Below are 26,107 nucleotides of genomic sequence, written 5' to 3' on the forward strand. Positions count from 1 at the left end.
TGAAAACCTTTAAATCGGTTTCATCACCATTAGGAAGTAAATCACGATAGTGGCGCAAAAGGCAGGATAGCCGAGTAATTCCCAGCGTCTAGCGTAACGCCAATAGGGTTCCGGAATGGTGTTTGCATTTTCTTTGTGCGCTTTTTCTGCAATTTTTGCCATGCGGATTTGCAGCCAAACAACAGGCAGCCAGCAAATGCCTGAAAAGATATATAAAGCCAGCGTCATCCATATCCAATTTTGTTCCAGCATGGTGGCAACAGTGTAGCCGCGTTCATACAGCATCCATAAGCCGGATAAGGGTTGGAAAATGACGGCGGGCGTGGTAAACCACCAATCTGCTTTGATGACCCAATGCGAGACGACCGACTGCGCGGCAACCGAACCGCTGCGGTTTGCCCAAAAGAGGTAAAACGCTGTACCAAAACCGGTGCCGACCATTAAGGTAGCCGAGATGATGTGCAGGGTTTTAACAATTAAATAAGTGTTCATTTTTTATCTCCTACGGATTGATACAGGAAAAATAAAGTAGCCATAATCGGCAGGTTTTTTACCAAAGGTGCAAATGGATGTGCCCACATTTCGGGTAACCTGAAGGCGATAATCAGGCTGTATGCCGCGACGGTTATCAATTGCAGCAGCCATACTGAGGAATGGGAACGAAGGCGGCTGAAGCATAAAAAAGCAAAACCGATATCCAATAGTGAAGCGGCGATTAATGTAGGCCATTGCAACGGATTGGGAATACCGACCGAGTGCAGCAAATCCAATGACATTTCAGGCATGAAAAACAGAGGTTGGGTACCGCTCCAGAGCCATAGCAGCCCCATCGAGTAAGACAGGTAGGCGGGTAGAGTGAGCGTAGTGTTGTTGGACATGCTGGTTTCCTATTTTGTTTTGGTTTAAATATATAATTAGTCTGTAATTTCTATAATTTCTGTTAAAAGAGAAATTATAGGGCAAAAAATTTTAAATAGGCTCCGGGATTGTTTCTTTGGGTGGGAAATCCATATCCAGTGATTCAAAATCTACCAAAGAACATCAAGCTTCAGATAAATATGCCCATGCAAGGCTGCTATGAGTATGTTTCTGTATCCTAAATAGGATTGGCTATGTTTATTGAGAACAAGTCCATTGCCATCATCGGAAAAATTTTTGTATTCCAGCGCCTATTTTCAAAATTTTTACCATGGTTGAAGTAGAAAGCTTCAGCATTTCATTTGCCCACACGGTCAGCGTACTAATGAAATCATGGGTTTGTTGGATTCGCTGCTTGGCAGTTTCATTTTCCTGACTAAATTCAGGGCTGTCGATCAGGCTTTGCAAAAATTGCCGCGTCGGTTCGATTTCACGCTGCATACGCACTTCTGCAATGGTACGGAACAAAGTCCAGACATCATCCGAAGTTTCAAAATGATCGCGCCTATCGCCCAGGATATGTACGGTATGTACCAGTCTCAGGTTTTGCAGCTCTTTAATGCTGTTACTGACATTGGAGCGCGCTACGCCAAGCGTTTCGGTGATTTCTTCGGCGTTCATCGGTCTTCCTAAGATGTAGAGCAGGGCATGAATTTGCGCAACGGTACGGTTGACCCCCCATTTGGTACCCATTTCGCCCCAATGGAGGATAAATTTTTCAGTGGTCGGATTTAGTTTCATAGTGATGGTATTCTATTTTTATCTTTTATTTCTGTCAATACAGAAATAAAGAAATTTTAGTGTATGAAGTAAAAATGTTCAGACGGCCTTTTAATGCATTTTTCTAAATACATCAATGGTACATCCAACTTTGTCAGCTATTATTTCCTATTAGTAAAAGATATTGTTAGTAAACCGGTATTTTTTGAATAAAAATTTATCCATACAATCTGCTGGATCAGATAACGAGGAGCAGAACATGAAAAAAATGCCTGTATTGTTTGTTGGGCATGGTAGTCCGATGAATGTATTGGATAAAGAAAACCCGTTCAATCAGAATTTCAGCCTAATTACGCAAAAGTTTGCCAAACCAAAAGCCATTTTGATGATTTCAGCGCATTGATACAGCAGCCGTTTGCAGGTGACATCAGGTAAACACCCTGAAATGATTTACGATTTCTACGGCTTTCTTGAAGAGCTCAGCCAAATGCAATATCCCGCACCCGGTTCGCCTGAGTTGGCGGAGCAAGTGAAGTCATTATTACAGCCGGAAAATGTCGAGCTGAACCCAACGCGTGGCTTTGATCATGGAACATGGGCGGTGTTGAAATTTTTCTATCCCGATGCCGATATTCCCGTAGTACAACTTAGCCTTAACCGTTTGCAATCAGCTGAATGGCATTTCAATTTAGCGAAAAAATTATCTGTCTTACGAAAACAAGGCGTGTTGATTATCGGCAGCGGCAATATTGTGCATAATCTAAGGGCGATAAGCTGGGAACATATCGATCAAATCGGTGCAGGGTATGACTGGGCGTTTGCGTTCCGTGAAACGGTCAATCAGGCAATTGCAACACGAGATAATGAAACTCTGGTGCATTATGAGCAGCTAGGCGAAAAGGCCGAGCTTTCTGTACCAACGCCGGATTATTACTTACCGTTGCTGTACATCATGGCATTACGCGAACCGCAAGACAAGATTACATTTTTCAATGATAAGTTGAGTGCAGGATTGCTCAGCATGACGTCAGTTTTGGTGGGGTAAAAAGGGAAAAATCTGAACAAAATGAACCATTCTTTATTTGTTCGAGCCACTTTGCAGATGGTACCAAGTTGTTTCAGACGGCATTTTATGTCTATATAAAAGCTACAACCTATATCGGAAAAGATGAGATTAAGCCTGTAAGTTTTAATGTAAACAATTTGGATAGAAAAAGTGGTTGGATTTTGAGGGCGATTTGAAAAGGCTTTGTAAATTGTAAAAGAAAGGGTTATCTGAATTCTAGACGGCCCTTAAAATATAAGGCCGTCTGAATATCAGACGGCCTTTTCTTTAATGAGCAAAAATTACTTGATGATTGAATCAATAAAATCATCAAAACCAGAACGATCCTGAGCAGGGCATTTTTTTAGGAAATTGCGTCGTGCGGTAATCGTATCGTGTCCATGTTTATGCTTGATAGAGTGGAACTTTTTCAAAGCAGATTGACATTCAGATGGTTGAGATGCCGGATTGACCAAGCACATAAGCGCTTCGCAAGCCAAACGCTCGTCACCCCCCATTTTCGGAGGATTGAGGGGATTGGCAGCCATAGTGGTAACTGAAGAAAAGCCCATTACCAAGGCAATAATTGTTGAAATGAATTTCATAATTTACTCTGTTATTGAATGGAGTTTGAAAGGGAAGTAGCTGAAATTTCAGACGGCCTTTGTCTATTAAAATCTAGGCATCGAACAGCCTTCTGAAGCAATAATTTTACATTGTGCTTTTTTATTCTTTTGACATTTTTTCAAGGCTTCATTTTCAGCAAGACCAGGAGCAGTTGATCCAAAAAAAAGCGTACCATTTTGATCTTGGGCAACGGCAAGACAACCATTTCGGACCCAAGCGTAAATTTTACACGGTTTATTTCTTCCCCCTTCTTCACAGGTTCTGATCGCTTGTCTTTTAGCAGCTGCAAGTGAATCCATATCGAGTGCCCCTCCTGATATGCCTGTTTTAGGATTAGCTGCCCAAGCCCCGTATTTTGAAGGGACATTGATATTAATGATTTCCGTAGGTCGTCTTTGTTGGCGGTAACTAGCCGAACCACAATTAGGGTTGTATCCGTATTGACACAAGCTAGGGTCATTCTGTAATGCACCTCTTGTTGCATCATAAGTAGGATCTGCTGCATAGATATTCAAGCTTGTCAGCCCTAACAATACAAAAAATAATTTTTTCATTTTAAGTCCAATTTGTTGGTTATTTGAACCTTTACACATCTACTATTGCAATAATACTAAGGTTTGTCATCTTTTTAACGCGGCTGACCAGGCTGTTTTATGGTATCAGTGGTTGTGCTTCCAGGTTGGCTGCCACCGGTTGTCCACATATTTCGTTGACTAGGTTCTATTCTTGCATCATTGGAAAGATCGTCAATTTTATTTTGAACATTATAATTAGCCCGTTGACTTGCCCCACCATCCAAATGCGGAGGAACTTCTTGGCGATTTCCATTGCCAATGACTGAGTAGGCGCTGAAACCAGCCATCATGCCGTTAAACCAGGCACCTGCCATAGGCGGTACGGTAATCAATAGGGTAGAAAGCATCAGACCCAAGCCCAACTGCTGGGTAACTGTCTGCATAATACCGCCGACGTTTCCACCGATCAGTGCCGAAGCAATATTGGATACGGCATCGGTAATGGCGATATTGCCTACTAGATCCATAGAGATTTCCGCCATGACGCCAAGCATCACGCTGGAAAAGATCGTTGCCAGCCCATAGTATAGCCATTTTTGAAACAGGGGGGCTGTTTTTTTGAACAGAAGGCATAAAATAAAGATGGGCGCAAAGCCGATAAAGAGAGCCATGGCGATGCGGAACATGATCAACATGGTACCCGCTACGATGGCAGGCCCTGCGGTACCGACGCCGACAAACCATCTTGCCTGTGTCACTTTCCCTTCGAGATATTCACTGTCGGCGGTATCGATACCGTCAAGTATACCCATCATGCTTTGGGTTGCCGTTAGGTTTTGGTCTATTCGGCAGCCAATGATGGATTTACTGTCTTGTGTCAGACACTTACTGCCGACATCGCTGTCGCCGGTCATGATTTGGGAAATGCCGTCTGAAAGAGTATCAGTCAGAACCCGTACGCTGAAATCGCCGCCGGCCGCTACACCCAGTGCAACGGCTACAATGAGGTAGGTCTTGCCGAGACCGTACACAAAGCCTTTCAGACCTTCCTGACTTCTACCGGTTGCAATCAGATAACCTTGGATCATTATCCATAAAGTCAATAAGGCGACGATAATGGTAAAAGCAAGTGTTAGGTTTTTAGACAATACATGTTCAGTAAAAAAGCTTATTCGTGCATAGATATAGTCACGAATACTGGAATAAAGGAGAAGATCCATCATGATGATGTTTTCCTGTTAAATAGTTTGGGTAAAGATAACATTAAAATTAGCGGAGTTTATAGCCAGTGCTGATGGCTCTTTTTTCTTTTGCCTCTTCGCGGATTTGTTTTACCTTTTTTTCTAAAAGGATAGAAGCTGATGCTTTAGTCAGGTTGTTGCTGTTTGAGCCAGAGAGTTGGTCTTTGGCCAAATTTACCCTTGCCCATTTGTATTGATCAAGCATTTGGTCGATAGATTTTATTGCCGATTGGTAATTTGTCAGTTTGATTTGCAACTGCTGCAATTTTGCGATGACTTCGGCTTCGGCAGAGGCTGCTGAATTACTTTGTCCTTGGGCATTGGAATTTTGTTTTTTGATCGAAGTGGCATTTATCTCCGAAAAAGTTTGGTTAATTTCTGTTTCCATTTTTCGTAGAAGCGTAAATTTTTGCTCTTCAAGAGTTACTGTACTCACACATAAATTTCTTGATGTTTGATTAGCAATTCTATTGCAGCGATCCTTACGCTTTTGGAACATTTTTTTGATTTCTCCTTCTTCTTTTTTATCGAGTAGCGCTTTCAATTCTGGAATCTGTTCCATTTGACTACGCACCCAATGTTTCAACTGGGTATCCCAGTTTTTCAACTGAGTTACCCAGTGGGCTATGGTAGTTGCACGATCCGCTGCATCCATGGCCCAGTTGATTGCATCTTGCATCATTTTAGCCCCATCAATAACAGGCAATACATATGAATTAGCTATCGGCATGGAAGTAAGCATTGTCGCCCCCACCAAAACTGAGGCGATTATCCGTTTTATTTTAGTTTTCATTACTATTCAATCTTTCTTCAAATTGGTTAATTTTAAAATATTTAAATTTTCTGTCTTAGGGTTGCCTGAAGAGTTACTGTCTTTAGATAACCCTATCTCATTTTTAGTCAAATCGGTTTAATCTGCATTACGCATCATATTAGTAGCCGACTTCTTGCCGGAACCTTTACGCTCATCGTAGAAGGTCTGTAACCAATCCTCCGGTCTTACCGCATCGATGCCAACACCAAGACGTTCGGCCGTTTTCTTGATGATGCCGTCCATGATGTCGATGTTGTCGGTACTGGCGGAGATAACTGCCAATTCATCGTCAAATCCGCGTAGGTTGAGCTGGCATACTGCGGAAGCATGACCCTGTTTGACCAAGAAGCAGCGGCTGCGCTCGTCCAGGCTTTTAATCACTTGGAACTCTGAGTCGGTCAGCTTCAGTCCATCGATGTAGTCTTTTTTATCTGCATTCGGATTTGGCAGCAGTATCATGGTAGCTGTCTGCTCAATCAGTGCTGCAGAAATATCGCTTTTGAGGGCGTCTTCCGGAGACTGGGTAGCGAAGATACCCATACCGTTTTGCTTACGGATGGTTTTTTGTTTGTTTTTGGCAAACTCTTTCAAACCTCCTTCGCCATCAAGGATTTTCCAGAATTCGTCCATGATGTAGATGAAGCGACGGCCATCGATAAGCTCTTCCATTCGATGAATAAGGTAGCCGATGACTGGATCGCGTACCTGAGGGTTTTCAATCACATCGGTGTAGTCGAAGCCGATAATATTGGCTCCACTGAAGTCGATTTTGTCCTGAGGGTTATCAAAGACCCAGCCGAGACTGTTCCCTCTAGTCCATTTGCGGATATTGGCATAGAGGGAATCGTCGCCTGTATTGGGCAGAGATTTTTGGAAGTTGGAAATACTACGCAGCGCCGGCGGAGTATCGAGCATGGCTCGGACGGCGCGCAGGACGTCGTCGTCTTCTGCAGCGGAATAGTGCGCCTTGCCACCCAACTGCTTCATAAGGCCACAGAGGAATTGGACATTTGCCTCTGTATTTTCGCATTGGAAGGGGTTAAAGCCAGTTGGCTGACCGCTTTCCAGCGCCATATAAGCACCGCCGCAAGCTCTGACAAAGATTTCGGCACCACGGTCTTTATCGAAGAAGAAGATGGTAGGCTTGGGATCGTACTTTTGTACCTGGCTGAGAAGGAAGTTGATAAGTGCCGTTTTACCGGTACCAGACTTACCAATAACCATGGTGTTGGCAATGGCTTTTTCTCCTTCGGAATCTTCGCCTTCGAGGGTTGCATGGAAGTTGAAATAGTAGGGCTGGCCATTGGTCGTCTGAAGAACGGTAACGCATTGCCCCCATGGATTGCCTTCACGTTTACCAGCGGCAAAGTTGTGAAGAGGACAAAGGCCCAAGAAATTTAACGATGAGAGATTGGCAATACGAGTGCGGTAGTTCCAGTTACCCGGAAGCTGGGCATAATATGCGGCGCAGACGGCCAAGTCTTCTTTGGTCGTTACGAAGCCTGCATTGGAAAGTTCGGCTCGAGCAGCGGCAATGTTTTGGGAAAGCTGCTCTTGGCTATCGGCGTAGATAGCAAGGCTAAAATGGTAGCCGCCAAGAACAAAATTGCCAGATGCGAGCTGATCCATTGCATGGTCGAGTTCTGCAATTTGGGTAAAGGATTTATCACCGGAAGAGATCATCATTCCACGGGTACGCTCAAGGGTTTTCATGGCGTCGTATCGGCTCATGGGGCTGAAACTATGAGTGATAACGTATTCGACATCCAAATATTTGAGCCCGTTAAGCACGCCGGGATAGGTGCCGTCAGGGTATTCTTTAAGGTTGAGTATGGCACCGTAGTGGTTTTTACCCTCAGGAGTACGGACGATATAGTCGCCAGTTTTGGCAGAAAAGAGATGCCGGCTAAGGGGTAAGTAGTTGTAAACAGGAGCAGGAAGTACAGGAACCGACTCATTAATGCGGTTAAGGATATAACCGAAAAGCTCGAGGGTTTCAGAGAATACAGTCCCGTTTTTACCTTCGTACATGCCAAGTCGGTATGGATGGTAGTCTTTGAGAACAGCCTCAAGGTTGGTTGCTAATTCGTTAAGTGTACCAATAGCTTGTTCCTGTTCGGCCTTCAGACGATCGATATTGCCTGATTTATCAACAAACTTTTTGCCGTCAACAACTGGGCGATAAATCATGGTCAAGTAAAGCTCGTTATTCATGAGCTTTTCTTTAGAAAGTTGGGAAAAATAGCGGTCGGAGAGGCTTTGATTGAAAGACTCTTGGAATTTTGGGCGCAAATCGATGCCGCGGTGGCGGCGAATGTCATGTACCCAGAAGGCAACATTGACATAGTCCGGAGCGCGTAAGGATTGGAGTAAACGATTAAATGTGTTGTGTTTGTGTTCGAGCTCCCATTCTTCTCGACCCACAAAAGGAAGGCCGGATAGATGCCATGTTGTCAGGTAATCTCCACCAGTGGTTTTGACAATGGTTGGGGAGACATGGGTGGAGAGGGATACGAATTGACTGATTGATGCGTCAGGAGTAAACATTTTATTTGTTTTTTTGTGTTGAAATCGTCCGACAGACAAAGATGTCTGTCGGATGTTTTGTTGTCATTGTTTGGGAGGATTGTTGCGGTATTCATTAGGCGAGAAGCACCATGTGTCAGGAAACTCCTCTCGGTTTCTGGCTTTAAGTCTAAATTTCAGACGTAAACCGAGAAAACGAAAAATCATATCATCCCGCTTTGCCATCTGCCTCATAATCAGGATGATGAAGGGAATAGTCAATAAAAAAAACATATTGAAGTACATTCCCATCAATAATCCTGAACCGGCCCCTATAAAGAAAGGTATATAGGGTACGCCGAGAAAGGTTGCCGGACGCGTACATCCTCGAAAAACGATGTTTTTCTGCATGGTGTGAATCAGGCAAAAAATTGCAATACTTGAAGCATTGCTGATGTTGTACCGGCAGAGCAAGAGTCTGCATTACCAACCAGCATTTTTGCGATTTGGCCGGCCGCACCAATCAGTACGCCACCAATTAAAATAGGAGCGACGTCAGAAATGCGTTTGTGTGCAAAAGCAATTTGGTAACCGGCAAAAATAATGGCGATGGTTACAACAGCAACGGACATTAAGTTCAATACGGTATGGATGTTTTTAATGAATTTACAGGCACCACCAGAAGCTGAAGTAAAATCATCAGCAGCCATACCTACAGTCGGTGCTAAAAATGCTGCAGCAACAAATGCTGCTGTAGCAACGTTTTCAGCGGTAAAGTGGGACTTTTTTTGAATCTGAGTGTTTTTCATTTGAAATTTCCTATGTTTATTACAGGTTGATGTGGAAAAAAACTATCTATCTAAAAGACTGCTGCGCTATCTTTATAAGTATTGCTTTTTGCTTGTGCAGTACTATTATCTTGCAAAGAATGTTGGTTTTTAGAGACAGTGGCCGAGTATGGCTGTGGATTAGCGGTAACTGTCAAATTTGGGCGGTTAGCTTGTTGTGCTGGCATTTGACCCATAGGGCGAGGGGTATTCACAGTATTGCTGATGACTGGAATGGCATTTTGTGGGATTGCTCTCCCTTTCCCCATAGATGAAAAAATTTTTTGCACATATCCATGCTTATAACCAGTTACAAAGTTACCGGAATAATAACAGCTGAAAGATTTACCCCAGTCTTTTGCACGATTGTAGCATTCTCGCAATATATGCGAACCTGCCTTGACGTTTGGGCACACTTGGAATGCATGTTCGTAGGAATGCAACCCGTATTTTTTTAAATTGTATCGGTTAACTTGAGCTAATCCTAAGGAGAAGTTAAATCCTTTTTGTTCCAACATTTTAGCAGTAGCAACTGCTTCAGCCAAATTTTTAGGCTGTCTTTGTAAGCGTCCGCCTACAACACCTATAGCGTATGGGTTGCCTGAGGATTCAACTCTCACGACATGATGCATAATATCATGCGGGACAGCTAAGTCGGCGCAGGAAAAAAACATGATGTTGAGATGAAAATATGAATTTGTATTGACGTGAAATTTAGCACAGATTAAAATAATTAACAAGATTTTAACCAATAAAAATAACCAAACATGAATTGTCTTTTCTTCATTTTTAATTAAGATGCTTTGGTTGTAACTTAAGTTATTTTATAAGGTACTATGTATGTTTCTTTTAAGAACGCTGTTACTGTCTGCTAGTGTGGGCGCGCTAATGGCAGGTTGTGCAAATCAGTCTGCTCCAGATTTCCCAAGTTCATGGAGGCCATTAAATGAACTACCTGATCAGGTAACTGAGATTCCTCTTGTCAAGCCTCATGTTTATCAAGTGACACGACTTGATACAACTGTAAAAGGTTTGTTGGAGCGTTGGGGAGAAGAGGCAAAGATGCCTGTTGTTTATGACTATACGCTTGATTTTACTTTGTATAAGAAAGTATCAACAATACGAAATACTGAGCTTGATAATGCCCTGAGTGAATTATCTAAACTTTATGAAGATAAAGGGATGGTTTTCTATGTTCAAAATGGTGTCATTATGGCGCATAAGAGAATGGATGTTGCTGTGAAAAACAGTGGAAAGAAAAAACATGAGAGATCAGCAAAAGCTGATGTAAAAACCCAAGATTAAAATGGAAACATATGTTCAAATCAAGTAAAAATACTACTGATGGTAATATCCAAAAGGCTGTAAAAAGATCTTTGGATTTTGAAACGACCTTGGTTGATATCCGCAAAAAAAGTGAGAAAAGGGCATGGATTGTTGCCGGTATTTCTACCTTCTCTTCTTTGTGTCTGCTTGGCGGATTATTTTATATTTTGCCGCTGAAAGAAAAAGAACCTTATCTTGTTATGGCTGATGTCTATACGGGACAAGCTACTGTTGCTAAACTAACCGGTAATTGGAATAATTTAGATATTACTAAAAATGAAGCAGTAAATAAGAGTAATATTTCTCACTTTATTATTGCTAGAGAATCTTTTGATAGTCAGATTATTTATGATAATGACTGGGCTACAGTTTATTCTATGTCGGTTGCAGGGGTATCTGACAGCTATCGCAATCTGATGAATAAAAGTAACCCGAATAGCCCATTTAATCTTTATGGGTCTGCTCAGTCAATTCGCGTTAAGATTTTGAGTATTGTCCTTAATAATAGTGGAAAGGCCGATGGTCGCGATGCTAGCGCAACAGTAAGATTCCAAAGATTTTTATTAAATAAGAGTACTGGCATATCAAGATTTATGGATAGCAATGTTGCTACTCTGACCTATACTTATAATAGCAATTTGAAGATGGATGAAAAGTATAGGTTAAAAAATCCTCTGGGATTCCAGGTATTATCTTATCGTGTTGATCCTGATGCTAGTGAATCGCCTGTTCAAGATTTATCTTCGGATTATCTTTCTGCAGGAACATCATCTGAAAGCCAGGCTCAGCAACAAATACAAAGTGTACCCCAGCCCCAGTTAGAAGCTCCTACATCTGTAGATAATGATGTTCCTAATGCTTCTCCTATATCTGTTGAAAGTGGAAATCAATAATGTTAAGAAAAATGTTTTTAGCAACGGCAGCATCGTGTTTGTTGCAAGGAAGCGTCTATGCTGCAGCTATTCAAGAGTATACGTTTCAAGAAAATACAACTTATCCCGTTCATACGGCACAAGGCGTAGTCACACAAATTGAACTTGATTCTCGTGAAAAGGTTAAAGATTTTGGTGCAGGCCTAAGTGGTGGATGGGATTTGGTACGTAGAGAAAATGTATTTTATCTGCGTCCAAAGGCTGATGCAGTTGATACTAATCTTATTGTTCGTACTCAGGCTCACCAATATATTTTTGAGCTTAAGGTTATGAAAAATGTTGTTGGTAATTTAGCAGAAGCTTCAGACAAAGGGGTAAATTATCAAGTTAAATTCAGATATCCCGATTCTACGGACTTCAGTCTTCGTGCTAGTACTTTGGCTGGTTATAGCCTGAAATATGATTCTTCTAAAATCTATAATACTAATTATGATGTGGCTGCAAATGAAAAATCTCGTTGGCTAGTTCCTTTAAAAGTCTATGATGATGGCAGATTTACCTATGTCCACTTGAATAAGGGCAAATTCACAGGTGATTTTCCTGCTGTTTATGGCAGAAAATCAGAGAAAGGAGCTGAGTTTGTCTTAAACAGTAATGTTGAAGGTAATGTAGTTATTGTCCATGGGACTTATCCATTCCTAGTTTTGAGACATGGAAATGATGTAGTTGGATTAAAAAGGAATTAAGAATGTCTGATAAGCTAAATAATGAACATCACAAAGATAGTGAATCATCACAAAATTTATATTCAAGCCAATACGAACAAGAACAATTGGCGGGACTTGAGGAGAATGCTCCTCAACTAAATGCTCCTGTTGATCGCACAGTCAACAAAAAAGCTATTGCGTTTATTGTAGCTGCAGGTTTTGGGTTGGCTGGACTAGGGGCATTTGCCTATCATCAATTTAGTGGTTCTGATGAAGCTCCCCCTCCAGAACGTCCTCAGGTAGTTACTGTACCAGATTTACCTGCTCCAGATCCTCAAGTTACAGAACCCCCTTCAATTGATTTAGCAGAAGACAAAAAGCCCGAATTAGAAACGGATAATACATCGAATACAAAAACAATAGAAGTAACTACTCCACCAGTAGTGGAGACCTTGCCACCTATAACTCCATCAACTCCAACAACTCCTAATGTTCCTATACAGCCGATTATTCCAGCAGGAGATATGTATGCTAATATGAATTCTGCATTTGTTCAGGACGGGGAGGCTGCTCAAAAAGAGTCAGGAGTAAGTACAGCTCAGGCTAATGCTGTCCGTTATATGCATAATAGGGATAAGTTGCTTCAACAAGGGACTTATTTGCGTTGTGTATTAGAAACTAAAATTATTTCTGAGGTAAAAGGATTTACATCTTGTATCATTACTGAACCTGTATATTCTGCCAGTGGAAAATATCTCTTATTGCCGAAAGGGTCAAAAGTAATGGGGCAATATGGTTCCAGCAATCCTACTGGTCCACGGATGGAGATTATCTGGAATCGAGTTATAACACCCGAGGGTATCGATGTAACACTTGAATCTCCTGGAGTAGATAATCTTGGTGCAGCAGGTCATGTCGGTAAATTTAAGTCCCATTGGGGGTCTCGTTTGGCATCAGCTTTATTGATTAGTATGATTTCTGATGCTTTTAAATATGCTGCTACTGAATATGGCCCACAAGGACAAACGGTTACAACCAGCTCATCAACTACCACTAATCCTTACGAGAGTGAAACAGCCAATGCATTGAAGCAACAGGCTATCAATCAACTTGAGCGAAATAATGCTCGTCCCAATACGGTAACGATCAATCAAGGGACCTTGATTAATATTTATACTGCCCAGGACATTGATTTCAGTTCGGTTATGCAGTAATTTAAAGGGCCGTCTGTTTTTTCAGACGGCCTACTTATTATGCTTTCATCACAAAGAGGAATTATTGATAAAGCCTCTTGTTCTAATACAGTCTATAGCCCTATTGTTAAATATAGTGCTAAGAGTTTGTATATAGAGGTGTATCATAATTATGATGCAATAGGCGTAAACTTATTTCAAAAATATTTAGTTCAAATATACAGTAAAACTGCTAAGGATAGCACTAAAAGAGAGTGATAAATTTCTCATAATACACATCAGTAGAACTGAGCTTTCTCTCATCACCTTAGGCTGTCTGAAAACTAATATCTTCACTAGAAATCTAAAACGATCTATTCCTTTGACTTACAGGTATTGAAATGACTCTAAAAAACAAATCTATTATTACGGTAGTTTTACTATTAATTTCTTTCATATTAGGCTGTTACCTTTCAGGCTTTATCCTGCTGCAATGGTTAGGCTTAGATAAAACGCCCTTACTACTTACAACATGGTTCAAATACTATAATACGTTGGATATTCCTCAGGTTGCTAAATATTCACTGCAAATTAAAACATCAGGAATTGTTGGATTTGGTTTTACTTTTCTGATTGCCCTGCTTGGTTTAATTCCTATTTGGCGCACTGCCTCCCAAAGTCTTCATGGGGAAGCACGATTTGCCGGGATGGCTGATTTGACAAAAGCGGGATTTTTCAAACAAACGGATACTTCAATTGTCGTCGGTAAATACAACGGCAAATTGTTACATTACAATGGCCAGCAATTCGCATTGTTGGCAGCGCCAACACGTTCGGGTAAAGGTGTCGGCATCGTTATTCCGAACCTGTTAAGTTATAAAGGATCGGTAGTTGTTTTGGACATCAAACAGGAGAACTTCAATTTAACTAGCGGCTACCGCAAAGAAGTATTAGGTCAGGAAGTCTATTTGTTCAACCCGTTTGCCGAAGATGGAAGGACACACCGTTGGAATCCGTTTACCTATGTTTCTTCTGATCCTGACCAGCGAGTATCGGATTTAATGTCGATAGCTGCAATGCTATATCCTGATGGAGATAGCCGTGATAAGTTCTGGGTAGCGCAGGCAAGAAATGCGTTTTTGGCGTTTTCACTTTATTGTTTTGATGAGTATGAAGCAATGGCTGACTTTTCTGTGGAGGGCAAAGAAAATGAGCCAGCTTGTACATTAGGGAAAATATATCGCCTTTCATCAGGTAATGGAACAGAGCTCAAGGAGTATTTTACATCTTTATCACAACAACCATATCTCAGCGAGGCTACAAAAACTGCTTTTTCCGGTTTAATCTCTCAGGAAAAAGAAACCTTTGGTTCTATCATGGGTACGTTTAAAGAACCTCTCAACCCATGGATTAATCCCGTCATTGATGCCGCCACTTCCGCTGATGATTTTCTGTTGACTGACGTACGTAAAAAGAAAATGACTATTTATATCGGCATTCTTCCTAACAAGCTTGCTGAATCAAGGGTCATTGTTAACCTCTTTTTCTCTCAACTTATCAACCAGAATACGAAAGAGTTACCTCAGGACAACCCAGATTTGAAACACCAATGTATGCTGTTAATGGATGAGTTCACAAGTATTGGTAAAGTTGAAATCATTGCTCATTCTGTCAGTTATATGGCGGGCTATAACATTCGCCTATTTCCGATTATCCAGTCAGTCGCCCAGCTGGATGCTGTCTATGGCAAAGAATATGCGCGTACTATTATCACTAACCATGCTTTGCAAATCATTTATACACCTAGAGAACAGCAGGATGCAAACGAATACTCCGAAATGCTGGGTTATACCACAGTGAAAAGAAAAAATGTCAGCCGTGGACGCGAACGTAGTGTCTCGGAAAGCGAAGAGCGCCGCGCACTGATGTTGCCGCAAGAGTTAAAGGCAATGAGCCAAGATAAGGAAATTATTCTTTACGAGGGTATGTCACATCCGGCGCAAGTGGGGAAAATCCGTTATTACCAAGATGGAACATTTACTAAACGGCTGATGGGGGCAGTGAAAGTTGCCTCGTTAAAAGAAAAACGGTAATAGTAATCAAAGTCCAAGGCCGCCTGAAAATGAAATGTGCATAATGACAAAAAAGGAATTTATATGAAACTATCAGCGATTACAGCCATATTAACTGTATGCTTGGTAACTTCTTGTACTCCGCAGATTAGCAATAAAAATATTAAGGATTCTTCCAAGATGCAGAATATACAAAAGGAAATAACTATGGAACAAGTGCGCAATCGTTGCCGAAGTATGTTGCACAAAGTGGAAAATCGGGATGATCTAATCAAGCAGATGTATGATACGGCTTTTAAAGATGACTGCCTGTATGCAATGTATGCGCTAGAATTAGAAGATATTTGGCAAATTCCAGTTATTGAAGGTTATGTCAATAATCATTTTGAAAATTTTGCTTCTCCTATTGGATTGTATGTAGCAGTACAATATAGTTCATATCAAACCAGTTTTATTGTTTTACCGACTGAGCAATATTTTAAAGAAAAAATAAGTATTTTCCCAGAAAACAGATTTCCTGACTTTTTACCAAAGCCTAAGGAGAAAGAAATGCCTCCTGAGTATGGGGATTATTATCCAAGACGTGAAAGTGACCCGATTAAAGAGCTGGTTGATTACTATTGGCGTGAAAACGGTCGTGAAATAATTGCGGCAAACAACGGTTCTGGAGCAATCACATCATTTACTTTTTATAGTAATACAGAAATGAGTCCAATGGGTTATTGATACAGAGACTAATATATTATGACTAAATTAAACAAAAAAGCAGAAACTCAATTAAAAATATTAGGTTTCCATAAAACACAATTTAATTCCACCATGTCAGAATTAGACAGGATAAAGGCAGATTATGAGCTGGTTAGACAGATTAATCAGTTTAGCAGTAAAGGACAGGGTTTTTTCAAAGTTACAAATAGTAAGAGTAATGCGTATTATGACTCCAACGATAGAAACATCTATTTCCGACCAGGAACAGGGTATACTACTGCCACAGCAGTAGCCCATGAAATAGGACATGCATTGGGTAAATATCAGGCTAAATCAGCGAGTTATTATAATACTGCTAAAGCTTATGCTCAAGCACGAGGCTATGGAGAAGCAGAGGCAATCTTTAATGAAGCACGTATGATTGCTTATGAAGAGCGAAATAATGGAAGTGCCTATAGAACTCAAATTAGCGGTGATCTTTATCCTTATATCAAGGGTAAATCTTTTGAGCAAGTTAAGGATTTGATTGCTCGCCAAAATATGTATGGTATGCGCCCAAATTCAGAAGAAAATGAATCGATTAAATTGAGTTATTATGAAAAGGATATTTATTACTTTCTGAATACCCGTACCAATTTTGCCAAAGACTTTTCTGAGGCATTCTTAAGGCCGGAAGATAAACAAGTATTTGTTAAACATATGGCAAATTATGACACTTTTGGAAATAAGGGTAACAATAAAGTCGTTGCTGATGGATCATATAGCCGTGATAGTTTATTAATAGGCAGATCTAAGACTTTCTTAAAAAGTGGTGCATATATGTATGGAGATGCCGGTGATGATATTCTAAAAGGTACTAATCAAAATGACATTTTATTAGGCGGTAGTGGTAATGATATATTAATTGGTGGTAATGGTAATGATGTTTTAGCCGGTAATTCCGGAAGAGATAAATTATTTGGTGGTAAAGGACATGACAAATATCGTGCTGATAATTTAGATATTATCCGAGATTCAGACGGCAAGGGTGAAGTGTCATTAAATGGCCATATATTACAGGGTGGTGTACGTGATTTATCTCAATCAAACCGTTTCGTTTACCGTAGTGCTGGAATGGTATATGAATGGGATAGAAATACGGGGACATTAGATGTAAATGGTCTTAAAATTGAAAATTTCAAAAATGGTGATTTAGGAATTCATTTAAAAGAACAAAAAACAGGCCAAAAAACAGGCCAATATAATGATGTTGTTAGAGTACATTCTGCTACGGGAATAGATGGTATTAAGATTTTGCGTCAACCTCGGAATACCAACATGGCTCATACTCCAGCTCCTAGTAATGGGGATGATATGTACACTAATCAGCCTTTGAATTTGGAAGCAATCCCGCAAAATGCCCTAAATATCTATCAGCAGAGTAAAAAAATTTTTACTGAATTCTGTAATAAAAAAGATATTATCTACGATGAAAGAAGCCTAGATAATATTGCTATGGCACTGGCTGCTGAAGGGTACGCAAACAAGATGAGAGGTGCATCTCTTATTAATATCAAAGAAAATGGACATATTCTTATTGGTGATAAGGCTCCTGAATTAAGAACTGCTTCTGTGGATATGCAGAAAGCTGAGGTTACTCCGATAGAGGAGAGTATTATCAAAGTACAAGCAACAACTCAGCAATTTGAATTAGAAACACAACAAAAGCAGTTAACACAAGCCAGAGGGCTGAGTATTTCTTAGGCTAAAATGAAAAATACACCTAAGGTTCAAGTATTATTGTAATTAAATTTTTGAATAAACTTATTTTAAACATGGATGAATTAAACTCAACAATTTCAGCAGATTTCTTAGATTATCAATACGAAGTATTGGGAATTACCTCTTTCCTGAAAGATCCTGATGTTACAGAAATTTGTATTAATAGGCCGGGAGAGGTATTTCTTGAGACTTCTCGAGGTTGGAAAAAGGTAGAAGTAGATACGCTAAACTTTGATAGGGCACGTCAGTTCTGTACAGCTGTTGTTAATGAAAGTAATACTGGTCAACGAATTACAGAAGCAGAGCCGATGGTATCGTTGACATTCCCAACAGGACAACGTGCCCAATTTGTGATTCCTCCTGCCTGTGATGCAGGAAAAGCTTCAATTACAATCCGTCTACCATCAAAACATACTAAGAGCTTAAGCCAGTATAGCAAAGATGGTTTCTTTAGTCAGATCATTGAATTAAATGGAGAATTATCTCCTCAAGATAAGGAATTAGTCGAACTGAAGAACAATCGGAACTACGAAGAATTTTTTAAAAAAGCCGTTGAATATAAAAAGAATATAGTCGTTTCAGGTGCAACTGGTAGTGGTAAGACTACTTTTATGAAAGCATTGGTTAATCACATTCCTTTAAGTGAGAGACTAATCAGCATTGAGGATGCTAGGGAGCTATTTATTCCTCATGAAAATGTAGTTCATTTACTTTACTCAAAAGGTGGACAAGGTAGTTCAAATATTACGGCAAAAAGTTGTATGGAATCCTGTCTGCGTATGAAGCCGGATAGAATTATTCTAGCAGAGCTACGTGGTGACGAATCATTTTATTTTATTCGAAATTGTGCATCTGGACACCCGGGATCTATTACAAGTTGCCATGCTGGTAGCACGGAACAAACATGGGATCAATTAGCATTAATGGTAAAAGCTTCACCAGAAGGAAGTGGTCTGGAGTTTGAAGTTATTAAAAACCTGCTTAGACAGACCATTGATATTGTTGTGCACATTAAAGCTCATGCTGGACAACGTTATATTACGGGTATTGATTTTAATCCTATCAAAACTTGATATTGAACATGATGCAACTGAAGCAATATATCATTTGGATGATACAGAATGTGTGAAACATAAAAAGCAACCGTAGGCTTATGTTGTTAAGGTTGTGATATTAATGAAGGCTTAAAGGCCGTCTGAAAATCTTTCAGACGGCCTTAATGCTTTATTACTTAAAAGCATCAGGTTCATTTAGCGGAATTCAAACAGCTCTTGATGCAATGAGCGTGTCTTAAGATTTCCTGCAATACTGCTTGTAAAGCTACGACTACCGCAAAGCCATAGGCTGCAGGTTTCACTATTCTGAATGCTTTGTGCAATATAATCAGCGGACAATCTTTGGGTTTCAGAAGGAATATAGTGGAACGTAACATTCGCTTGTTGAGCCAAATCTTTCCATTGGTCGATTATTTCTGCAGATAAATTTCTATCGGTATGGAACCAGTCAATCGGTTGATTGGAAGGTTGTTTAGCTAATTCTTCGAGCCTTGCAAGGAAAGGCGTAAAACCAATACCGTTGCTCACCCAAATTTGTTCATTTTTATCTGAAAAATTGAAGCGGCCATATGCACCATCAATTTGAACGGTATCACCGATGTTCAAACGTTGAGGCAGGCGATGGGTGTAGTCGCCCAAGTCTTTGATGATAAGATTGATTTGTTGATTTTCAGGATTCCAGTTGGAAGCGATGGTAAATGGATGGCTTTCTCCATGTGCACGCAAAAAGAGGAATTGACCGGCTTGGTGTCCCTGCCATTTTGGCGCATTCAGAGTAAGTGAAAGCAGGGAGCCGTTTTGGTTCATGGCAGTTACTGTTGCGGTTTGCGGTTTACCAATGCGTTTAAAGAGGGCGAGGAGCGAACAAATACTACCGAAGAATAGGGCGGTAGCCAGCAACCAGCCAAGTGGCTGAGCCCAGTAAGTAAAGTTTGCCAATACGATGGTGTGCCATACGAGTGCAAGATAGACAGGGACAATTAAGATGTGAAGTTTGGCAAACCAACGGTAGGGAATAAGTTTGATCAGTGCGATCACCAATAAGACGACTGCAACGTAAAAAGCAATCTCACCCACTTCTTCAGCAAAATGGCGCTGGGTAACCAACCAATCTTTTAAAGTCAAGACTTCCTGCATCAGTGGACGCGGCGGCTTTTTGCCGTCAAACAGACCGAGCTTTACCAGCCATTTGGGGAATTGCTTACTGGTCCAATGCAGGATACTGCCTGAAAGGGCAACGATGCCCAACCATTTATGCAGGCGGTACATTTTATCCAATCCGCCAAATAGTTCTTCCAACATTTTGGGACGTACTGCAAGAATCATACAAGCACTCATGGCCAGTATACTGATGCTGCCTGTGAACTGTAATAATAGGTTGCGTACGGGAAATACGCCCCACTTGTCTGGAAACGGTGTGGCAAACAGCCATAAAGCGAATATACCTACTAAAAAGGCAAATAATGTAAATTTAATATTTTTCATGGTAGTGTTCCTTATGGATGGGAATATGAAGCGGTCTGTGTCGTTTGTGGGGATTATATGTGGGGAAAATTAGATGGGAATTAGTGGTGTGGGTAAGGGTGGGAAGGATTTACCTGTTGAGGCCGTCTGAAAAGTGCAGGCTGCTTTTTGGGTTTTCAGACGGCCTCCAAAGCAGCCTGTACTCAGGTATTTTGGATTAACTAACGCGAGCTATCTGCCAAATACTTTCCGCCAGGCAGTTGGATTGATTTTAAATTTGGCTTTGAACTGCAAACGTAGGTTTGCCGCGCTGCCGAAGCCGCTTTGTTCGGCGATGCGTTCTATCGGCAAATCCGTATTTTCCAATAAATCCTGCACCTGCCATAGCCTCTCTGTTGTGAGCCACTCACCGAAATTCATACCTGTGGCTTGAGAAAAATGGCGGATAAAGGTTCGTCGGGAAACGGCTAATTTTTTTGCCAAATCGTCCAAGCGGTATGGGGTTGCAAGGTTTTGGCGCAGTTCGTCCAATAAGTGATTGATTTTGTCATCGGCGGTACGACGTTCGACAGGTCGGTGGATAAACTGTGCCTGCCCGCCTTCGCGGTGTGGTGCCGTAACCAAGGTACGGGCAAGGTCGTTGGCAACGGTTGCACCGTGGATTTTGCGGATGAGGTATAGGCAACAATCCAGCCCGCCCGCCGCCCCTGCCGATGTTAAAAAGTTGCCGTCTTCCGCATATAGGCGGTTGGTATCCAGATGAATTTTAGGGAAACGGCGGACAAAGTCGTCTTCGGCAAGCCAGTGGGTGGCGGCGGTTCTGTCGTCTAAAAGTCCTGTGTAGGCAAGGGCGTAAGTGCCGTAACATAGGGCGACAATATGTGCACCACGTTTCGCTGCCCGCTGTAAATTCTCAGCCAGTTCCGGCGTCGGGGTTTCTTCAATATTGCGCCAGCCTGCGATGATGATGATGTCGGCTTCTTCCGTCAAATCTAGGCCGCCGTGTACGGGAATGCTTGCGCCCAGTGCCGTGATGACGTCTTTGCTGTCATCGGAACAGATTTTCAGGTCAAAGAGTGGATTGTCCCGATAGGTCGTCTGAAAAACAGAAAAGGGAATGTTGAAGACAAAATCATTCATGCCCGATTGAGCATATAGCACGATTTTTGGGACAGTTTGATTTTGGCGAAACTCATTACGCTCGTTTTCAGACGACATTTTGGCACTATCCTTACGTTTATTGGCAATATTGCCTATTTTAGCCGATGCACCTGCTGCTTAAAATACGCTACATGATTTTTTAAGGAGCAACATCATGAAATTCAAGCAATTTATTCTTGCCACTGTTTTGGGCGTGACAGCCTTTTCCGCTTGGGCAGGCGATTCATACCAACATATCCGTAACGCTACCGCCAAGGTCGAATATGCGGGGCAGACGTTTTTGATTGACCCGTTTTTCGCACCCAAGCACTCCATGAACGGCTTTGCCGGCACGTTCAACAGCCAAGCCAAAATGCCGCTGGTCGGGCTGCCGATGAGCGTGAATAAAATTTTGGACGGTGTGGATGCAGTTGTCGTTACCCATACTCACGAAGACCATTGGGACGAAACCGCCGCACGTTCCATTCCGAAGAAACTGCCCATATATGTGCAGCACCAAGCCGACGCGGCAAAAATCCGCAGCCAAGGCTTTACTGATGTACGCGTATTGAACGGCAGCACTGTCTTCAACGGCGTAACTATTAGCAAAACCGGCGGCGTACACGGTACAGAAGCCATGTATGCCAACCCGCAGCTAGCCGAAATCTTAGGCGATGCAATGGGTGTGGTATTCCAAAGCAGCGGACATAAAACCGCTTATATTATGGGTGATACTGTGTGGACGGCAGATGTAAACAAAGCATTGAATCGCTACAAACCCGATTATCTGATTATGAACACGGGCTACGCGCTGATTTCAGGTATTTCAGACGGCATTATTATGGGGACGGCTGATGTATTAAAAGCCAGCCAAGTCATGCCTAAAGCCAAAATCATCACCGTACACATGGATACCGTGAATCATACCGCCGTCAGCCGAGCCGATATGCGTAAATTTATACGCGGTCAAGGCATTGAAAGCCGTGTGAACGTTCCGGAAGACGGAGAAATTGTGAAGCTAGATTGATAAACGGCTCATTACCTTAAAGCAGCCTGCACTTTGCTTTTTAAAGTGCAGGCTGCTTTATTTTTTCGCCGCTTTTGTTAAACCGTCCAACCATGCTTGATGGCCGTTTACCATTGGGTTTAGCACAGTTTCTGCCAAGCCTTTGGCAAGTTTGCCGATTTGGCTTTCTTCGGTTAATACATGCACGCGGTTGTTAGGCAGGCTTTTTAAAATCCAAGCGCCGAAAATTAAAGTGGTGGTGCTGGCGATTGACGAAAGCATCGTACAAAATCAGCTTGAACAGCAGTAAATTGACTTTGCGTTGGTAACACCTGATTTCCAAGCACCGGATCTTCACGCCAAAAATTTGTATGACGAACGCTATATCTGTGCCGTTCGCCACGATCACCCCATAGCTCAACAAACAGAACTTACCCTTGAGCAATTTTGCCAGTTAGAACAAGCCTTGATTTCCTATCATGGCAGCAGCTTCAGCGGTGTTACCGACCAAGCCCTGCAAGCGATGGGGCTACAAAGAAATGTCAGCCTATCGGTACAAAACTTTATTGTCTTGCCTAAATTGCTGGAGCAAAGTGATTTATTGGCAGTCGTGCCTGAGCGCTTGATTACTCATTTAAACAATCTTAAACGCTTTGAGCCCCCCCCCTTGAAATTCAAGGCTTCACCAAAACATTGATTTGGCACGAACGGACACATAAAGATCCTGCGTATCGCTGGGTTAGAGAGCCGATTGAAAAGGCTTGTTTGGTTGAAGAAGAATGATGAATGCTAATGATAGGTATGAGAAATTTCTCTTTATGGTCTGTAAATAGCGTGTAGGTGAATGCACTTTTAAAAGATGCAGTAAAAAGGCATAATTGAAGCCCTCATTTTTCAGAATTATTTGTTTTAGGAGCAGAAGATGAATATTTTATTATTAGACGGTGGTAAAGATTTCGGACATTCACATGGCGAGTTGAACCACACACTTCATAAAAAAGCGAAAGAAGTTTTGACCGCACTTGGACATGATGTAAAAGAAACCGTGATTGATGCCGGCTATGATGTTGAGGCAGAAATCGAAAAATTCTTGTGGATGGATGCCGTGATTTGGCAAATGCCAGGCTGGTGGATGCACGAACCTTGGACAGTGAAAAAATACATAGATGAAGTATTAACCGCCGGACACGGCAAGCTTTACCACAGTGATGGCCGTCATCGTGTCAATCCAACTGAAGGCTACGGCACAGGTGGTTTGTTGCAAGGTAAAAAACATATGCTTTCGCTTACTTGGAATGCCCCGATTGAAGCCTTTACTCGCGAAGGCGACTTCTTCGAAGGCAAAGGCGTGGATGCTTTATACATGCACTTCCACAAACTCAATGAGTTCATCGGTTTGACCCGTCTGCCAACATTCGTATGTAACGATGTGATTAAAAATCCACAAGTAGAACAATACTTAGCAGACTACCAAGCACATTTGGAAAAAGTATTCGGCTAATGGTAAAAAAGGTGGGTAAAAATGCCCACCTTTTTTATTATTGATGAATAGTTGTGATCATTATAAATGAGCCACATCGTTAAGCTGCTCAATATGAAAACCGCTTTCACTATCGTATTTCACAATACTGATCGAAGTATTCAACAATGACACGGATTTACCCTCATCACGATGATTTTCCCAAGTTGCTCCGCCTAGTAAGGATAATAAAAGCCGCAAGGTATGGCCATGCGATACCACTAAAATATTGGCTCCCGATTGATGTACTTTAATGATATCGTAAAGGGCGTCCATTGCACGTACTGCTAATTGTTCAAAGGTTTCGCCACCATTGCTTAATGCTTTATAAGCTGTTGGGTCATTGGTCAGTTGTTTGAATTCGGTAAGCTTCTGCAAGTCAGTGATCTGCATACCTTCCCAACTTCCAAATGATTGCTCATTTAGTCCACAGTGCTGAAAAAGAGGAATAGGACGCTGACCGATAATATGGCCAGCCGTATCAATGGCGCGTTGTAAAATACTGGAATAAGCAGCGGTAAATTCTACTTGTTGTAGCGCCGCCCCAGTTTTCTGAGCTCCTGTAATTCCTTGTTCGGTCAGTGGTGAATTGCCTGATCCCTGCAAAAGCCCCTGTTCGTTCCATTTGGTACGGCCATGGCGAATAAAATAAAAAGTGAGTTGTTTTGACATCATAGTTCCTTGGAGAACGGGAAGTATAGGGTATAACTAATTCATGATGCAAAGGCCGTCTGAAATGATAATTTCAGACGGCCTTTTACTTTAACGTGTGCCGTTTAGATACGGTCGTGCCTGGAGGATAACAAGCTTACCATTGTCAAACGCCCATTCGATATCTTGCTCACCATTAGCAAATAGTTGTTTGATTTGTTGGCCGGTTTGGTCAAGGCGACGTATTTGTTCTTGATTCATCACGTTACCACTGGTTACAGGGACTTCTCGTACTCCACCGTTTTTATCCAGTTGCAACGCTGTGGTTTCATTAGAGGAGCTGAGACGTTGTACAGAATCATTGCGACGGTTATAGACTACCTGTTCGGCTACCCGTTTGCCCTCAACTACACGAATACCCAACCCGCGTTTGGCGGCAATGTAGGCGCTGTTTTTCTGAGCAGTATCATAAGGATTGATGGTAACCAGTACGCCAGAGAGATCTGCATTGATGCTTTGTTGCACAAAGACACTCATTTTCACGCTATCGTGAGGCAATCCGGCAATACGGCGGGCTTCGTATGCGCTGTAATTGAAGACAGAAGCCCAAGATTGCTTCACTGCTTCAGCCAACGCGTTTTCATCGGTAACATTTGGCACGGTGGTGTACAGCCCTGCGCCGCTGAAATTAGGCAGGTCTTCGGAATTAGAGGAGCTGCGGACAAACACGCCTTTGCTGTTTAATTGATTGCGCCATTGTTCAGCCCATCTATGTTTCCATTCCGACGGGATTTCGGCATCGGTAATTTTTTTCTGCAGCGTGAGTAAAGCAGTACGGCGCTTGCGGTTGTCTCCATCACTTTGCGTTTCGATTTGTGCCAGTGTTGTCGCGTTAATACCCAGCCTATCCATCATGGCTTGATAGTAGGCAAACGGAATGCAGAATCCATCAGGTACATTACTGCCTGCAATATGGGCGCGGATATGGCCGAGGTTGGCAGCCTTACTGCCGCAGTAACGACTGTCATCACGGCGCAGGTTTGTCAAAGCCCGAAGGCTGTAATCGGAAACATCAGGTTGGGGCAGGGTAAGGCCGTCTGAAAAGCTTTTGCTGGTAGTATTCCGGTTGGTTTGGACAATTCGGTATTGTTTAGCAGTCGCTTCAAATTCGATACGACGGCCAATATATGGGGCTAGGATTTTTTCTGCATCTTTAAGGTAAATATTGGGAATCCCCCAGCCGCGTGCCAGTACATTCACATGCGATAGTGCAGTGGATGGTTTTTCACTGATAATCCCTGCCACAGGTGGCAACTCTAGGGGAACCTCTTTCAAAATAATAATATCGTCGGCGCCGACATTATAAAGATCATCTTCTTTGGCAATAACGCGTAATGTGCCTATCGCTTTACCTTGGTTTAGAGGCAGATAGGGGAAATTCT

At 41.9% G+C, this 26,107-nt stretch carries 27 protein-coding genes and 1 pseudogene; 12 read left to right on the forward strand and 16 right to left on the reverse strand.

What is annotated here, in order from left to right; all coding sequences use genetic code 11:
- Positions 1-9: 9 nt before the first annotated feature.
- From O3661_RS07850 to O3661_RS07860, 3 genes are all read right to left on the reverse strand, one after another.
- Positions 10-492, reverse strand: a complete 483-nt coding sequence (locus tag O3661_RS07850) for a DUF2269 domain-containing protein (RefSeq protein ID WP_314594995.1) — start codon at positions 490-492, stop codon at positions 10-12.
- Positions 489-878, reverse strand: a complete 390-nt coding sequence (locus tag O3661_RS07855) for a DoxX-like family protein (RefSeq protein WP_371492954.1) — start codon at positions 876-878, stop codon at positions 489-491. Before O3661_RS07855 ends, O3661_RS07850 begins: the two co-directional genes overlap by 4 nt.
- 262 nt (positions 879-1,140) lie before the next feature.
- Entirely contained in the window at positions 1,141-1,659 is a 519-nt protein-coding gene (locus O3661_RS07860; RefSeq protein WP_063068990.1) for a GbsR/MarR family transcriptional regulator, read from the reverse strand.
- Positions 1,660-1,897: 238 nt separating this feature from the next.
- Between O3661_RS07860 and ygiD the strand changes: the two are divergent.
- Positions 1,898-2,683, forward strand: a pseudogene (gene ygiD, locus O3661_RS07865) (4,5-DOPA dioxygenase extradiol).
- Positions 2,684-2,985: 302 nt separating this feature from the next.
- Here the strand turns inward: ygiD and O3661_RS07870 are convergent.
- The 8 genes from O3661_RS07870 to O3661_RS07905 form a co-directional block, all read right to left on the reverse strand.
- Positions 2,986-3,288 carry a TrbM/KikA/MpfK family conjugal transfer protein gene (locus tag O3661_RS07870; RefSeq protein ID WP_371492956.1) on the reverse strand — a complete coding sequence of 101 codons (303 nt, stop codon included), beginning with the start codon at positions 3,286-3,288 and terminating at the stop codon, positions 2,986-2,988.
- Positions 3,289-3,354: 66 nt separating this feature from the next.
- Positions 3,355-3,864, reverse strand: a complete 510-nt coding sequence (locus O3661_RS07875) for a DUF4189 domain-containing protein (protein WP_371492957.1) — start codon at positions 3,862-3,864, stop codon at positions 3,355-3,357.
- Between the two features lie 74 nt (positions 3,865-3,938).
- Positions 3,939-4,973, reverse strand: a complete 1,035-nt coding sequence (locus tag O3661_RS07880; RefSeq protein ID WP_371492959.1) for a type IV secretion system protein — start codon at positions 4,971-4,973, stop codon at positions 3,939-3,941.
- 121 nt (positions 4,974-5,094) lie between these two features.
- On the reverse strand, positions 5,095-5,859 hold the full coding sequence (locus O3661_RS07885) for a hypothetical protein (RefSeq protein WP_371492960.1): 765 nt from the start codon (positions 5,857-5,859) through the stop codon (positions 5,095-5,097).
- Positions 5,860-5,976: 117 nt separating this feature from the next.
- Positions 5,977-8,427, reverse strand: a complete 2,451-nt coding sequence (locus O3661_RS07890; RefSeq protein ID WP_371492962.1) for a VirB4 family type IV secretion/conjugal transfer ATPase — start codon at positions 8,425-8,427, stop codon at positions 5,977-5,979.
- 63 nt (positions 8,428-8,490) lie between these two features.
- Complete coding sequence (locus tag O3661_RS07895) at positions 8,491-8,796, reverse strand: type IV secretion system protein VirB3 (protein WP_036490852.1); 306 nt, start codon at positions 8,794-8,796, stop codon at positions 8,491-8,493.
- A gap of 8 nt (positions 8,797-8,804) precedes the next feature.
- On the reverse strand, positions 8,805-9,194 hold the full coding sequence (locus tag O3661_RS07900) for a TrbC/VirB2 family protein (protein WP_371492963.1): 390 nt from the start codon (positions 9,192-9,194) through the stop codon (positions 8,805-8,807).
- Between the two features lie 50 nt (positions 9,195-9,244).
- Positions 9,245-9,952: a lytic transglycosylase domain-containing protein gene (locus tag O3661_RS07905; RefSeq protein WP_371492964.1), complete on the reverse strand. Its 708-nt coding sequence runs from the start codon at positions 9,950-9,952 to the stop codon at positions 9,245-9,247.
- Between the two features lie 100 nt (positions 9,953-10,052).
- On the opposite strand from O3661_RS07905, the gene O3661_RS07910 reads away from it, so the two are divergent.
- The 8 genes from O3661_RS07910 (at position 10,053) to virB11 (ending at position 18,903) form a co-directional block, all read left to right on the forward strand.
- Positions 10,053-10,517, forward strand: a complete 465-nt coding sequence (locus tag O3661_RS07910) for a hypothetical protein (RefSeq protein WP_371492965.1) — start codon at positions 10,053-10,055, stop codon at positions 10,515-10,517.
- 11 nt (positions 10,518-10,528) lie between these two features.
- Positions 10,529-11,431 (forward strand): virB8 family protein, encoded by a 903-nt coding sequence (locus O3661_RS07915; RefSeq protein WP_371492966.1) that lies wholly within the window; start codon positions 10,529-10,531, stop codon positions 11,429-11,431.
- Complete coding sequence (locus O3661_RS07920) at positions 11,431-12,156, forward strand: TrbG/VirB9 family P-type conjugative transfer protein (RefSeq protein WP_063068979.1); 726 nt, start codon at positions 11,431-11,433, stop codon at positions 12,154-12,156. Before O3661_RS07915 ends, O3661_RS07920 begins: the two co-directional genes overlap by 1 nt.
- A 2-nt stretch (positions 12,157-12,158) precedes the next feature.
- Entirely contained in the window at positions 12,159-13,331 is a 1,173-nt protein-coding gene (locus tag O3661_RS07925; RefSeq protein WP_371492967.1) for a TrbI/VirB10 family protein, read from the forward strand.
- Positions 13,332-13,690: 359 nt separating this feature from the next.
- Entirely contained in the window at positions 13,691-15,382 is a 1,692-nt protein-coding gene (locus O3661_RS07930) for a type IV secretory system conjugative DNA transfer family protein (RefSeq protein ID WP_371492968.1), read from the forward strand.
- A gap of 63 nt (positions 15,383-15,445) precedes the next feature.
- Entirely contained in the window at positions 15,446-16,087 is a 642-nt protein-coding gene (locus tag O3661_RS07935; RefSeq protein ID WP_371492969.1) for a hypothetical protein, read from the forward strand.
- A gap of 18 nt (positions 16,088-16,105) precedes the next feature.
- Positions 16,106-17,812: a calcium-binding protein gene (locus O3661_RS07940; RefSeq protein ID WP_371492970.1), complete on the forward strand. Its 1,707-nt coding sequence runs from the start codon at positions 16,106-16,108 to the stop codon at positions 17,810-17,812.
- 71 nt (positions 17,813-17,883) lie between these two features.
- Positions 17,884-18,903: a P-type DNA transfer ATPase VirB11 gene (gene virB11, locus O3661_RS07945; RefSeq protein ID WP_107723661.1), complete on the forward strand. Its 1,020-nt coding sequence runs from the start codon at positions 17,884-17,886 to the stop codon at positions 18,901-18,903.
- 177 nt (positions 18,904-19,080) lie between these two features.
- Here the strand turns inward: virB11 and O3661_RS07950 are convergent, their stop codons facing one another.
- Positions 19,081-20,370, reverse strand: a complete 1,290-nt coding sequence (locus O3661_RS07950) for a ferric reductase-like transmembrane domain-containing protein (protein ID WP_371492972.1) — start codon at positions 20,368-20,370, stop codon at positions 19,081-19,083.
- Between the two features lie 210 nt (positions 20,371-20,580).
- Positions 20,581-21,567 (reverse strand): GlxA family transcriptional regulator, encoded by a 987-nt coding sequence (locus O3661_RS07955; RefSeq protein ID WP_371492973.1) that lies wholly within the window; start codon positions 21,565-21,567, stop codon positions 20,581-20,583.
- A 97-nt stretch (positions 21,568-21,664) separates the two neighbouring features.
- On the opposite strand from O3661_RS07955, the gene O3661_RS07960 reads away from it, so the two are divergent.
- Positions 21,665-22,516: an MBL fold metallo-hydrolase gene (locus tag O3661_RS07960; protein WP_371492975.1), complete on the forward strand. Its 852-nt coding sequence runs from the start codon at positions 21,665-21,667 to the stop codon at positions 22,514-22,516.
- Between the two features lie 57 nt (positions 22,517-22,573).
- Here the strand turns inward: O3661_RS07960 and O3661_RS07965 are convergent, their stop codons facing one another.
- The gene (locus tag O3661_RS07965) at positions 22,574-22,777 is read right to left on the reverse strand and encodes a hypothetical protein (RefSeq protein WP_308538351.1); all 204 of its coding nucleotides are present in this window, start codon (positions 22,775-22,777) and stop codon (positions 22,574-22,576) included.
- An 85-nt stretch (positions 22,778-22,862) separates the two neighbouring features.
- Here O3661_RS07965 and O3661_RS07970 point away from each other — a divergent pair, with 85 nt between their 5' ends.
- Together O3661_RS07970 and O3661_RS07975 are read left to right on the forward strand one after the other, a co-directional pair.
- The gene (locus tag O3661_RS07970) at positions 22,863-23,192 is read left to right on the forward strand and encodes a LysR substrate-binding domain-containing protein (protein WP_371492976.1); all 330 of its coding nucleotides are present in this window, start codon (positions 22,863-22,865) and stop codon (positions 23,190-23,192) included.
- A 225-nt stretch (positions 23,193-23,417) separates the two neighbouring features.
- Positions 23,418-23,996, forward strand: coding sequence for an NAD(P)H-dependent oxidoreductase (locus O3661_RS07975; RefSeq protein WP_308538353.1), 579 nt, complete (start codon positions 23,418-23,420; stop codon positions 23,994-23,996).
- 60 nt (positions 23,997-24,056) lie between these two features.
- Here the strand turns inward: O3661_RS07975 and O3661_RS07980 are convergent, their stop codons facing one another.
- Complete coding sequence (locus tag O3661_RS07980) at positions 24,057-24,686, reverse strand: histidine phosphatase family protein (RefSeq protein WP_308538354.1); 630 nt, start codon at positions 24,684-24,686, stop codon at positions 24,057-24,059.
- A 90-nt stretch (positions 24,687-24,776) separates the two neighbouring features.
- On the reverse strand, positions 24,777-26,107 hold a 1,331-nt coding region (locus tag O3661_RS07985), incomplete at its 5' end, for a PEP/pyruvate-binding domain-containing protein (RefSeq protein ID WP_371492978.1).

Origin of the sequence: Neisseria sp. 20925_1_37 (assembly GCF_041433255.1) — a bacterium.
Taxonomy (GTDB): Bacteria; Pseudomonadota; Gammaproteobacteria; order Burkholderiales; family Neisseriaceae; genus Neisseria; species Neisseria flavescens_D.